Annotated in this window: 11 protein-coding genes, 2 tRNA genes and 1 pseudogene; 11 read left to right on the top strand and 3 right to left on the bottom strand. The window is 54.2% G+C overall.

What is annotated here, in order from left to right:
- Positions 1 to 3: 3 nt before the first annotated feature.
- The 8 genes from A6070_RS05415 to A6070_RS05380 all read left to right on the top strand — a co-directional run bounded on the left by A6070_RS05415 (position 4) and on the right by A6070_RS05380 (position 8,995).
- Positions 4 to 831 (top strand): phosphoribosylformylglycinamidine synthase subunit PurQ, encoded by an 828-nt coding sequence (locus tag A6070_RS05415; RefSeq protein ID WP_072287393.1) that lies wholly within the window; start codon positions 4 to 6, stop codon positions 829 to 831.
- Positions 832 to 1,009: 178 nt separating this feature from the next.
- Entirely contained in the window at positions 1,010 to 2,416 is a 1,407-nt protein-coding gene (purF, locus tag A6070_RS05410) for an amidophosphoribosyltransferase (RefSeq protein WP_072287392.1), read from the top strand.
- Between the two features lie 45 nt (positions 2,417 to 2,461).
- Positions 2,462 to 3,019: an orotate phosphoribosyltransferase gene (pyrE, locus tag A6070_RS05405; RefSeq protein WP_072287391.1), complete on the top strand. Its 558-nt coding sequence runs from the start codon at positions 2,462 to 2,464 to the stop codon at positions 3,017 to 3,019.
- A 743-nt stretch (positions 3,020 to 3,762) separates the two neighbouring features.
- Positions 3,763 to 5,172, top strand: coding sequence for an alginate export family protein (locus A6070_RS05400; RefSeq protein WP_083558765.1), 1,410 nt, complete (start codon positions 3,763 to 3,765; stop codon positions 5,170 to 5,172).
- Positions 5,173 to 6,165 carry a molybdate ABC transporter substrate-binding protein gene (modA, locus tag A6070_RS05395; RefSeq protein ID WP_083558763.1) on the top strand — a complete coding sequence of 331 codons (993 nt, stop codon included), beginning with the start codon at positions 5,173 to 5,175 and terminating at the stop codon, positions 6,163 to 6,165.
- 14 nt (positions 6,166 to 6,179) lie between these two features.
- A complete protein-coding gene (locus A6070_RS05390) occupies positions 6,180 to 6,986 on the top strand; it encodes an ABC transporter permease (protein WP_072287388.1) in 807 nt (268 codons plus the stop codon).
- Positions 6,976 to 7,944, top strand: coding sequence for a molybdate ABC transporter permease subunit (locus A6070_RS05385; RefSeq protein WP_072502010.1), 969 nt, complete (start codon positions 6,976 to 6,978; stop codon positions 7,942 to 7,944). The genes A6070_RS05390 and A6070_RS05385 overlap by 11 nt, the downstream gene beginning before the upstream one ends.
- Before the next feature lie 16 nt (positions 7,945 to 7,960).
- Positions 7,961 to 8,995, top strand: a complete 1,035-nt coding sequence (locus tag A6070_RS05380; RefSeq protein WP_072287386.1) for an ABC transporter ATP-binding protein — start codon at positions 7,961 to 7,963, stop codon at positions 8,993 to 8,995.
- A gap of 92 nt (positions 8,996 to 9,087) precedes the next feature.
- Here A6070_RS05380 and A6070_RS05375 read toward each other — a convergent pair whose 3' ends face one another.
- The 3 genes and pseudogenes from A6070_RS05375 to nadB form a co-directional block, all read right to left on the bottom strand.
- Positions 9,088 to 9,294 carry a hypothetical protein gene (locus tag A6070_RS05375; protein ID WP_072287385.1) on the bottom strand — a complete coding sequence of 69 codons (207 nt, stop codon included), beginning with the start codon at positions 9,292 to 9,294 and terminating at the stop codon, positions 9,088 to 9,090.
- Between the two features lie 3 nt (positions 9,295 to 9,297).
- A complete protein-coding gene (gene pheA / locus A6070_RS05370) occupies positions 9,298 to 9,570 on the bottom strand; it encodes a chorismate mutase (RefSeq protein ID WP_072287384.1) in 273 nt (90 codons plus the stop codon).
- A gap of 114 nt (positions 9,571 to 9,684) precedes the next feature.
- Positions 9,685 to 11,282 (bottom strand): annotated as a pseudogene (nadB, locus tag A6070_RS05365) (L-aspartate oxidase).
- Positions 11,283 to 11,528: 246 nt separating this feature from the next.
- On the opposite strand from nadB, the gene A6070_RS05360 reads away from it, so the two are divergent.
- From A6070_RS05360 to A6070_RS05350, 3 genes are all read left to right on the top strand, one after another.
- Complete coding sequence (locus tag A6070_RS05360) at positions 11,529 to 12,107, top strand: lytic transglycosylase domain-containing protein (protein ID WP_072287382.1); 579 nt, start codon at positions 11,529 to 11,531, stop codon at positions 12,105 to 12,107.
- Positions 12,108 to 12,361: 254 nt separating this feature from the next.
- Positions 12,362 to 12,436: transfer RNA gene (locus A6070_RS05355), tRNA-Gly, on the top strand.
- A gap of 83 nt (positions 12,437 to 12,519) precedes the next feature.
- Positions 12,520 to 12,594, top strand: a tRNA-Gly gene (locus A6070_RS05350).
- The last annotated feature ends 48 nt before the right edge of the window (positions 12,595 to 12,642 follow it).

Genomic DNA, 12,642 nt, shown 5'->3' with positions numbered 1-12,642 from the left:
ATCATGTCGAAACAAGTACGTGCTATCGTCATTGCCGGCAACGGCACCAACTGCGAACGGGAAACGGCCCATGCCTGCCGCCTGGGCGGTGCCGATGTGGTCGATATCGTTCACATCTCCGAACTGCTGAGCGGCCGGGCCCTGCTGCAGGACTACCATTTCCTCAACCTGGCCGGCGGATTTCTCGACGGCGACGACCTCGGCAGCGCCAAGGCCGGCGCCAACCGCCTGCTGCATGCGCCGATCAAGGGCAGCACCGAGCATCTGAGTGAACACCTGCGCAAATTCATCGCCGACGGCAAACTCATCATGGGAGTCTGTAATGGCTTTCAGCTGATGGTCAAGATGGGGCTGCTCCCCGCCTTCGGCGGCGACTTTACCCAGACCGCGACCCTGACCTTCAACGACAACGGCCGTTTCGAAGACCGCTGGGTCTACCTGAAGGCCGATCCCGCATCCCCCTGCGTCTTCACCCGGGGGCTGGACGGCATTACCCTGCCGGTGCGTCATGGCGAAGGCAAACTCGTGGTTGACAGCGAAGCAAACCTGAAAAAGATCGAGGAAAAACATCTGGGCGTGCTCAAATATTGTCTGCCGGATTACAGCGCGACGACCATGGACTACCCGCTCAACCCCAACGGGTCGACAGCGGCAATCGCCGGGCTTTGCGATGAAACGGGGCGTCTGTTCGGCCTGATGCCGCACCCCGAGGCCTATGTGCACCGCACCCATCACCCCCGCTGGACCCGCGAAACGGATCTGCCGGAGGATGGGATGGGATTGTGGCTGTACAAAAATGCCGTTCGGTTCATTCGCGACGAACTGCTTTGACCCGCAGAGCCCATTCGCAAAGACCGAATGGGCTCTTTACCGACCTGCGGACACCACGCAGATGCCGCGTCAGCAGCGAGACACAACCTGCCTTGAGCGTGGTATAGTGAACATTTCGGGCCGTGATGCCATTCAGCGCAGCGGCCATACGGCATAAAACGGGGAGCGTTTCTGACTCATGTTTGACAAATACGAAGATGAATGCGGCGTTTTCGGGATCTTCAATCACCCCGAAGCCGCCAACATGACTTATCTCGGGCTTTACGCCCTGCAGCATCGCGGCCAGGAAAGCTGCGGCATATCGACGGCTGACGGCACGCGCCTGCGAACCCATCTCGGCAGCGGCCTGGTGGCGGACGTCTTCAAAGACGACGAAATTTTCAATAAACTTCCCGGCAAGGCCTCCATCGGTCATGTCCGCTACTCGACGGCGGGTGGCGACAGCATCCGCAACTGCCAGCCCATCGCCGTGGATTACGCCCGCGGCAGCGTGGCGGTGGCTCATAACGGCAATCTGGTCAACGCCCAGGAAATCCGCAACGAACTGGAGGAAAAAGGCTCCATCTTCTCCACCACCGCCGACACCGAGGTTATCATTCACCTGCTGGCGAGGTCCCAGAGCGATGCCCTGCCCGACCGTATTTCCGAAGCCCTGCGCCGGGTTCGGGGCGCCTACAGCCTGGTGTTTCTCACCGAAACACGCATGGTAGCGGTCCGCGACCCCCATGGATTCCGGCCCCTGGTGCTTGGCGAAGTGGACGGAGCCTATGTCGTGGCCTCCGAGACCTGTGCTCTGGATCTTATCGAAGCCAGGTTGCTGCGCGAAATCGAGCCCGGAGAAATGGTCGTGTTCGACAAGAACGGCATGACCTCCTATCATCCCTTCGAGGAACGCACCCCTTCGCCCTGCATCTTTGAATTCGTCTACTTCGCGCGCCCCGACAGCACCGTCTTCGGCCAGCAGGTCTACCGGGTGCGCAAAGGGTTCGGCCATCAGCTGGCGCGCGAGCATCAGGTCGACGCCGACATCGTCATCCCCATACCCGACTCCGGCGTTCCGGCGGCTATCGGGTATGCGGAGGAATCGGGCATTCCCTTTGAAATGGGGTTGATCCGCAACCATTACGTAGGCCGCACCTTCATCGAACCCCAGCAATCCATCCGCCATTTCGGCGTCAAGATCAAACTCAACGCCATCCGCGAGGTCCTGGAAGGCAAAAGGGTCGTGGTGATCGACGATTCGGTGGTACGCGGCACCACCTCCCGGAAAATCATCAAAATGCTCCGCCATGCCGGTGCCAAAGAGATCCACATGCGCGTTTCGTCACCGCCGACGGCCTATCCATGTTTTTACGGCATCGACACGCCGACCCGCAAGGAGCTGATCGCTTCCTCCCATACGACCGAGGAAATCTGCAAATACATTACGGCCGATTCTCTGGGCTACCTTTCCCTGCAGGGAATGCTGGAAATCGCCGGTGCCCCCAGGGGCGCCAACGGCTACTTTTGCGAGGCCTGCTTCAGCGGCAACTATCCGGTAAAATTCCCCCGGCTGAAATCGGACGACCAGCTCGGGCTGTTTTGATGGCCCCGTTGCAGCGCATTGAATATCACGACAGGAGATAAAGTTTTGACCAGCGATCGCGCAGAACTTAAGGAAATCATCCGCAAGCTATCCTACGAAGAACGGGAAGTCACCCTGGCTTCCGGCCGCAAAAGCAATTTCTATTTCGACGGCAAGCAGACCACCCTGCATCCCCGGGGAGCCATGCTGGTCGGCAAGGCCGTACTCGAAGAACTGGCACACTTTCCCGCCCCCATCGAGGGCGTCGGCGGGCTGACCCTGGGCGCCGATCCCATCGCCACCGCCGCCGCGCTGGTCAGCTCCATGGGCGACACGCCGATCCCGGCCTTTATCATCCGCAAGGAACCCAAGGGCCATGGCACCGGTCAATGGCTTGAAGGCCGCAAAAACCTGCGTCCCGGCGCCCGGGTGGTCATTGTGGAAGACGTTCTGACCACCGGCGGATCGGCGCTCAAAGCCGTCGAACGCGCCCGCCAGGAGGGGCTCGAAGTCCTCGGTATCATCACTTTGGTGGATCGTCAGGAAGGTGGCCGTGAAATCGTGGAAGCGGCCGGCTTGCAATTGCGCTCCATTTTCACCAAAAGCCAGATCGTGGCCGACTGACTTTTTGCCATAGATTTTCCTACTCATGAAGAAACAAAAAAGGGAGCCTGACAGGCTCCCTTTTTTGTTTCTTCATCGTAAATCTCCCTACTCCACGGTCTTGTTGCTCTTGCGCTCAACAATTTTTAAAAAAATCGGAAATTTCATTGACAATAGTTTTCGATTTCGTTATGTATCGTAGTACATATCTATTTTATTCAGATAGATGTTAGTTTTATCTATATTGCAATGTAACTACCAGGATTTACCCTACAAGCCCAATACAGCATTTCTTGTTGCTTCGATTTTGCATTCTTGCGGAAATCCGCATGAAATTATCGTGCTTTCAGGATTGGAAACACGAAATTTTGCGTCCTGCCAAAAATCAGGCAGACGTCAAAAAACTGCTTTGATGCCGTATCGAAAAAAGTGATTCGTTAAATAAATCATCAGGTTTTCGTTGAATATTGAGCGGCCACCCGGAAACGGCCCTTATCCGCCGTGGGGCCCTCAATCCGCGGGCTTGCTTGCGACTCAGGCTGTTTCTCCGGAGGCTGTCCACTTTGCTATCCTGCGCGCGATACACGTGTACCGATTTACGCCTCCGCGCAACCCCTTAATTTTTTTGCCACCACGGAAAATTGTGCGTTTTGCGTATGCAAACCACTCGGTATCCATCCAGAGTTTCCGGGTGCACACTATCTTATCTATGTCTATTTTAAATTTTAGCCGAGCTGATCCTGGAGGAAATTTTAATCCAAAACATGGAGGGAAAAATGTCAAAAGGAAAACTTCGTTTTTCAAAAATCTGCTTATTGGCTTTTGTCTTTAACTTCATCATACCCGCAGTTCTCACGTCGCGTAATTTTTGCGTACAGGCCCAGGAAGCCTCCAAACCAAAGCTTACTTTCAGCACTCATGTCAGGGCAAGATACGAATTCCAGAATAGTTTTAACCAGAAATTTTATGGAGACAATCCCGGAGCGGGCAAAGCCAATGACGGTTTTTTGCTGGGAAGGCTGAGAATGGGGCTGGATTGGTATCCTACAAAAAACATCCATGTCGCTCTTTGGGGACAACATGCGGAGGTCTGGGATTATGCCCTATCGGATAATGATTTTTACAACAAGACGTTTGAAAGGATCAACCATCCGCAGAAAGACCGCCTGGAGCTTTACGAGACCTACATCGATGTCAAGGATATCCTGGATTCCGGCCTTGGATTCAAGGCGGGGCGGCAGAAAATTGCCTATGGCGACAACCGGGTTTTTGGCCCTGGCGAATGGGGCAACTCCGGCAGATGGATCTGGGATGCCGCCAAATTGTCCTGGGTCTTCAACCGGGGCTTCGTGGATGTCTTCTACGGCCAGACCATGCTGCATGAAGTCAACAGCTTCAGCCTCAATCATCGGCATGGTTATGAGAGCCTGGCAGTGTATGGCCACTTCGAACTATTGGAAAAGCCGCTTAAACTTGTCTTTGAACCAATGGCATTCACCAAAAAGGACGATCACCCGAATTACGCCGGCGAGGTCAACAAAACGGCAGACAATCTCGATTCGTGGTATGTCGGCGCACACTTGAAAGCCTCGATGAAAGGATGGGATCTGGAGGGAACCTACCTCAAGGAGGAAGGGGATTTTGCCAAAGATGACATTGATGCCTACGGTTATCACGCCATGCTTGCCTACACCTTCCCCACCGCCTGGAAACCCCGCCTGGGCATTTCTTACAGCTATGCCTCGGGGGACAGCAACCCCAAGGACGGTAAAAATGAAACCTTCCATGAAGCTTTCGGAGCCAAGGATAAAATGTACGGGCGCATGAATCTTTTTTCCTGGAGCAACCTGGAAGACCTCGAAGCCAGCCTTACCGTCAAACCGCGCAACTGGCTGACAATCAAAGGGGAAGTGCATCAATTCAGTCTGGCGGATCGCCATGACGGCTGGTCCCTCAATAAAAAGCTGTACCGTGATCCAACAGGCGCCAGTGGCAGTGACGTGGGCAAGGAAATCGACATCCTCGCGACTTTAACTTATTTCAAAAACCACACGCTCATGGCGGGCTTCGGGCATTTCTGGCCTGACGAATTCGCTGAAAACGTTGCATCGCACAAACAGGCGACCTGGGCTTTTTTGCAGTGGGAGTACAAGTTTAAAAGCGTCATCTTTTAAATGCGTTTCAACAACACGGCATCTTGCCGGAAAGGATCAGCAATGAAACGAAATATTTACTGTCTTTTATTTTGTGCCCTTTTATTTACCCCGCTCCACGCCATGGGCGGCAATCAAAAAGAACTTCTGTTCCACGCCGGAGTTGGCCAGAGATCTTCGCTCAATGAAATCAAGCAGGAGTGGGAAAAGAAACACCCCGACCAGAAGGTCAACTTTTCCTACAAAGGTTCAGGCTATTTTATCGCTGACATTACACGTTCCCGCCAGGGCGATTTGTTTATGCCCGGGGAAGAGTTCTATCTGCTGCAGGCAGAGGAGCGAGGATTTGTCGAAAATTACAACCCGAAGACGGACATACCGGCCTACTTTGTAACCGTCATCATCACGCCCAAGGGCAACCCTGCCAATATCACCAAAATTGAGGATTTCGCGCGACCGGGTGTTCGGGTGGGATTGGGCAATCCTAAATCATGCGCCGTAGGTATCTGGCACGAAAAGACTTTTAAAAAAGCCGGTATCTGGAAAGAAGTGCAAAAAAACGCCGTGCTCAGTGCCAAATGTATTCCGGAACTTGGCAACGCGGCGCAGCATCGGGCCATCGACGCCACCATCGTGTGGTCAACAACTGCCGTGCTGTACCTGCGGGATGTGGAAATCATCCCCATCGAGCAAAAATACCGGGGCGTAATCCGCCTGCCTGTTGCCACCCTGAAATTTGCGCGATACAAACACGAAGCGGAGCAGCTCAAAAACTTCATTCTCTCCGATGAGGCCCGTCACATATTTCACAAACATGCCTATTCCGTAGACCCGAATATTGCCGTAGATAAACAGGGTTTCTGCCTGGACAACACAACGGACCAGGACATGAAGCACCTGGTCAATGCCGCCACGGCGGTCAAGGACGAACGGTATCCGGTCAATGCAAAAACCGTTGGAGACCTCATTGGCGAAGTCAAACGCCAGCGCAAAACTGTTCGCTCGGGTTCCTAGGAGGGTCGCCTGCCATGCCAAAAGTATCTGTCATCCGTGGACGATGGTGGCCGGCGCTCACGATTTCCATTACGCTTGTGGCGATAACGTTTTATCTTCTTCTGATCGCCAGCAACTGGATCTATCTGGGATGGAACGACACCATTCATTTCTTTACCCAGGCCAGAATGTGGCAGCGATTCTGGCTGACGGTCTGGACCTCGACGGTTTCGACCTCTGTTGCCCTGTTGATCGGCATCCCGGCCGGCTATGCCTTGTCGAGGTTCTCCTTTCCCTGCCGCAATATTTTTGCGAGCGTTATCGATCTGCCGATAGTCGTTTCGCCGGCCGTCATCGGGGCTTTTCTGTTTGGCATCACCACCAGGTTCCCCTTTGACATGATCAGCGAACATTACAACATCTACATCGGTCGTAATGTCTACGGTGTGCTGCTGGTGCAGTTTACGGTTACCTGCGCTTTCTGCACCAGGCTTATGAAGGCCAGCTTCGACATGATCCCGACCAAGTTCGAATCCGTATCCCGCTCGCTGGGAGCTTCCAACTTCCGTACCTTTTTCAAGGTCGTGATGCCCATGGCAAAAAACGGCATCCTTGCAAGCATGATTGTGGTTTGGGCCCGAGCCGCCGCGGAATGGGAAGGTCTCATGCTTTTTGTGGGCGCGTCGGAGGGAGAGACCGACATTATGCCCTTCGCCATCTACCTGGACTGGAACGGCGGCATGATGGGATGGGTAACATCCATGACCATAGTCTGCATCCTGATGGCGATAACCGCCATGTCCGCCATGAGGCTCATAGGAGGAAAAAGCAGTGTCTGGTGAACCGCAGTCCGCCACAACAACCGACAGCCTCGCGCGGCCTCAAAAAGCGGAGTCCCGTGATCGGCTGATTTTCAAGACATTTTTTTATAGCTTTGCCGGTTTTCTGTTTCTTTTTTCGGCGTATCTGTTTCTGACCAACGTTGATCAATTGTTTGTCACGGAAGCGGCTGTTCAAACCCGGAATCTGACCTCGTGGGGAGAGGATCGCGAGATCCTCAACATGTTTGCGGGGGGGTTCTGGAAAGACCCGTATTTCTGGAAATCGCTGAATCTCACACTGATGATCACCGTAATCACCACCATACTGTCCACCCTGATAGGCATTCCCACCGCTTACGCGCTGAGCCGCTACAAAATTCGGGGAAAAGTCATCATCGATGTGCTGTTTTCCTCGATGCTCGTCATTCCGGCTTCTTCCGTGGGCTTGTGCCTCATCGTCATGTTCAACTACGGACCGTTCTGGGATCTTCAGCAAAAACTGGGCTTTCGTTTTGCCCACAGCATATTCCCGGGCATGATCATCGCGAGTTTCATCTTGTCTTTTGCATTGGGGCTGAGTGCGTGGAAAGCCACCTTCGACAGCATCAATCCCCGCTTCGAACAGGTGGCCAGATCCCTGGGCAGCAGCCGATGGCGAGCTTTCCGGACGGTTACCCTGCCACTGGCCAAAAGTGGTCTGGTGGCCGGCATCATTCTGGCGTGGACCAGAGCGATGGCCGAATTCGGCGCAGTGCTGTTTTTCTGCGGTACCTTCCGGGAATTGCCCCCTGCACGATTCAGTGATCTGGAGCAGGCGTTGCACATCGACCAGGCCGACTGGCTTTCAGTGGCCATCTGGGCCCAGATCGAATATGGCAACGTAGAATACGGCTTTGCCCTGGCCTTTATTCTGGTCATCATCGGCGGCCTTTCCGTTTATGCCATGCATCGCATCGGCGCCAAAGGCTACATCTGGTAAGGAGACAAATTTTCTTATGATAGAAATTCGGAATTTAAGCGGCAATCTGGGAGGATTCTGTCTTAAAGACATCAATCTGACCATAAATGATGGCGAATACATGGTTCTTCTGGGGCCGACCGGAGCAGGAAAAACCGTGCTGATTGAATATCTGGTCGGCATGTACCGGCAAACCGAAGGCAGCATTCTGGTGGATGGCGAAGACATTACACCCCTGTACACGGAGGAACGCAATATCGCGTATGTACCACAGGACTATGCCTTGTTTCCAAACCTGACAGTTGAAAAAAACATCGCTTACGGGCTTGAGGCAAAAGGACTGCCGCAACATGAAATAGTCCAGATCCGCGATGAGATCATCTCATCGCTCGGGATAGAATATATCCGTCAGCGGATGCCGCTGAATCTCAGTGGGGGTGAAAAACAGCGCGTGGCCCTGGGGCGGGCATTGGCCACACAACCAAGCGTGGTGCTGCTGGATGAACCGCTCTCGGCGCTGGACGAAAACCTCAGAGCCACAATGAGCAAGGAACTGCAGGCCCTGCAAAGAAAAACCAACGCTACCTTTGTCCACGTTTGCCACAATTTCGAGGAAGCGGCCTCGGTCGCCGACCGCATCGCAATCATGAACAATGGGCACTTGATTCAGGTGGATACACTGGAAAATTTAAAAACCAGGCCCCTTAACGAGTTCATTGTGCGCTTTCTGAAAACGCAGAATATTTTCCCGGGCGTGTCGGATGGCCTTTCGATAGGGATCAATGAGGTTTCGCTGAAAAAGCCCAGTCCGTTCCAGGGGAATGTCAAAATTGCGATTCGTCCGGAACATGTTTACCTGGGGCCGCCCAACGATGGTGAAAAAGAGAATTCCTTTGCGGGGCGCATTGCGCAGGTATCGTACAAACCGCATCTGGTGGAATACGGCGTGGATATCGGCATGCCGCTGATCGCATTTCATATCGGCAGGGAAAAATACCGTGTTGGCGATCTTGTTACCGTGCACATCCCTCAGGAACACATCATTCTGGTGGAATTGGAATCATCCTGTTGATCAGCGAACAGGGTATTCAAACATGATTCTTTATCGGTTCATAAAACGCCGCCATATGGAACGGGGCCGATAACCGGCCCCGTTCCATGCTTTTACTCTTGCGGAATTTTAAAAACCGCCAGCACACCAGGCAGAGCCTTGAGGGCGTCTATATCAAGCCGGGCCGTATCGCCGATCACGCCGATGATCACCCGGTTGGCTCCGGTCGACTGGTGAAAATCGTAGTCACGCCGTACCAGATATTCCTTGAGTTCACTGAGATCATGCTCCGTAGCGGTTGATTTCATCACCACCAGCATCGTTTACTCTCCCTTCGTCCGGATACGCTCCAACCGCCTGGTCTCATCGATGACACGCTCGAACAACCGGACAATGGCACCATCGTCGAGCGGACCGGGATTGGTCGCCTTCATACGCTCAAAAATCATCTGTTCCCTTTTGGGGTCATAGACCGCCCGCCCTTCGGCTTTTTTGAGCTCGCCGATGGCGAGGGCCAGCCCCGCCCGGCAATTGAATATTTTGAGAAGTTCGTCATCGAGAGCGTCAATCCGCTGCCTGATTTCATCGATTGTCAAAACCGGCTCCCAGCATTTCGTTCGAGTTTACACAATGGATGCTGCCATGCTCCACAACCTCGTTTCCCATATGAAAACCACGCTGTATCCATCCGAAGTTGCGGAGGATACAGCCTATAGTTTCTTCCGTATCAGGGTGTCCTTTTTCCAGTTGACATCATCCCTGTCCGGGTAATCGAGGTTGTAGTGCAGGCCGCGGCTTTCCCGCCGCAATCGCGCGCAGCGCACGATCAACTCGGCAACCGTGGCGATGTTGCGCAGTTCAATAAGGTCGGAGGTTGGATAGAAATCCCAATAATATTCGGTGATTTCATCCTTGATCATCTGAATGCGGCGCAATGCGCGCTTGAGACGCTTGTTGGTGCGCACGATACCGACATAATTCCACATACTGCGCCGGATCTCATCCCAGTTATGGGCGACCACCACCTCCTCGTCGCTGTCGGTGGCTTTGCCGTAATCCCAGGGTTTCACAGCCGGGGCCTCCTCCCGCTTTTCCTTGATCCGCGCCAGGGCACGTTGCGCCACGAGTTCGGCAAACACCACGCCTTCCAGCAAGCTGTTGCTCGCCAGGCGATTCGCCCCATGCAATCCTGTACAGGCCACTTCGCCAATGGCGAACAGGTTGACAAGGTCTGACTCTCCCCACTGATCGACCTTGACTCCGCCACAGATATAGTGGGCCGCCGGTACCACCGGAATCGGTTCGACGGTCATGTCGATGCCGTAACTCAGACAGGTTTCGTAGATATGCGGGAAACGGTTGCGGATGTAATCCGGATCGCGGTGAGTTATATCGAGAAATACGCTCGAATCCCCGTGGATCTTCATCTCGTTATCGATGGCGCGGGCCGTAATGTCGCGTGGCGCAAGGTCGCGCAATTCATGATACTGGCTCATGAACGCCGTACCGTCGCGACGTCGCAGGATTGCGCCCTCCCCGCGAACCGATTCGGAAATCAGAAAGGATTTGGCCTTGGGATGAAAAAGCGTGGTGGGATGAAACTGCATGAACTCCATGTTCGCGATGGTGGCCCCGGCTCTGTAGGCCATGGCGATGCCGTCGCCGGTGGCGACATCGGGGTTGCAGGTATAAAGGTAAACCTTGCCTGCCCCCCGGTGGCAAGTACCGTCACCCGCGCCCCGAAGGTATGCACCCTGCCGCCGTTGATGTCGAGGACATGCGCCCCCAGACAGCGGTTGGGCTGCCGCGCACGATACCCGGCCTTGGCGTCGGTGATCAGATCGATAGCGATATGGTGCTCGTAAATGGTGATATTCGGATGCGCGTGCGCCGCTTCGACCAGCGCCCGTTCGATCTCCTGCCCGGTCATGTCCTTGGCGTGCAGGATGCGGCGGCGACTGTGTCCGCCCTCGCGGGTCAGATCGTAGGTGTCATCATCCTTCTTGCTGAAACGGACCCCCCAGTGGATAAGATCGGCAATGGCCTGGGGCCCCCGCTGCACAACCAGCCTGACAATATCTTCATGGGACAGGTAGGCACCCGCCACCATCGTGTCGCGCACATGGGCGGCAAAGGAATCTTCGGAGGAAAGCACCGAGGCGATGCCGCCCTGAGCGAGATTGGTCGCGGTTTCGGAAATCTCCCGCTTGGTCACAACCGCCACCTGGCCGAACTCGGCGACCTTCAGAGCATAGGACAGACCGGCTATCCCGCTGCCAATAACAAGAAAATCCGTGGTAATATTCACTGCAATGCCTCACTTCCAGAGAGAGCAACTCCGAAGGAAAATCGACCCCTGCCCGGTGGATGCTCCGAAGATGGTTGGCCCAAGACCCGCAATAACACGCAATAACAATGAAACAGCCGATAATTCACAAACTGGCGTCATTATCGGAACCGACCCCCGTATTGTCAAGGTTTTTGCATAAGCAAATGGCTTGAAATACTCGCTGTTTCAGGTTATATTCTGACAGTTTTTCGAAAAGTGGTGACGATGACACGTTTATGGCTGGTTTCAATATTGATGCATGCGGGGCTTCTTTGCCTCGTCACGCCTGCCGTGCAGGCCGATATCTACCGCTACGTCGACAGCAACGGCGTCATGCATTTCACCAACACGCCGACAACCTCCGAATACTCTTTTTATCTCAAGGAATCACCCCCCGCAGGTGTAAAAAAAGGTGCGTTTAACGGCTCTTTCGATGAGATCATCGAAAGGCACGCTAGTGCCAACCGGCTGGAAAAGGCCTTGGTAAAGGCCGTCATCAAGGCGGAAAGCAACTACAATCCCAAGGCCATATCCAATAAGGGCGCCCAGGGAATGATGCAACTGATCCCCGAAACGGCGCGCGAAATGCGTGTTGCCGACCCCTTCGATCCCGAAGACAATATTCGTGGCGGCACCCGCTATCTGCGGAAGCTTCTCGACCTGTTCAACGGCAATCTGGATCTGGCACTGGCGGCCTACAATGCCGGCCCGGGAGCAGTTCGACAGCACGGCGGCATCCCCCCATATACTGAAACCCGGAACTACGTTCAGCGTGTGAAGGGGTTTATCGATGTCTACCGTTAGCACCAGACTCCTCCCTGAAAGGGGATACCCTGATCCGTCATTTGACCATCCGTAAAACCCCTCTTTTGTCACCATGCGCCTGTCGGTCCCAAAATTGGTTTTGTTTTTGTTCCCCGATTCCCCTGCCCCTGCCGCCAGATCGGTGCCGTTGCATGCCTTTCGGGGAAAACAAAAATCCCGGAATTTTTTGTTGACTTGGAAAATGCCATTTGCTATTAATAACCCCGCTCGCAGCACGGAGCATCGAGACAAACGCGGGAATAACTCAGTGGTAGAGTGCAACCTTGCCAAGGTTGAAGTCGCGGGTTCGAATCCCGTTTCCCGCTCCAGCGAACAAAGCCCCGAGCTGTTCGGTTCGGGGCTTTTCAATCCGATGCCAAGCACCGTGCCGCACGACATGCAACTTCGAGTTGCGGGAATAACTCAGTGGTAGAGTGCAACCTTGCCAAGGTTGAAGTCGCGGGTTCGAATCCCGTTTCCCGCTCCAGATGAAAGGCCCCGGACCAATCGGTCCGGGGCCTTTGTCTATTTGACC

Origin of the sequence: Syntrophotalea acetylenica, from assembly GCF_001888165.1 — a bacterium.
Taxonomy (GTDB): domain Bacteria; phylum Desulfobacterota; class Desulfuromonadia; order Desulfuromonadales; family Syntrophotaleaceae; genus Syntrophotalea; species Syntrophotalea acetylenica.
The sequence above is the reverse complement of the archived record's forward strand: the minus strand, read 5'-3'. Positions and strand labels throughout refer to the sequence as shown.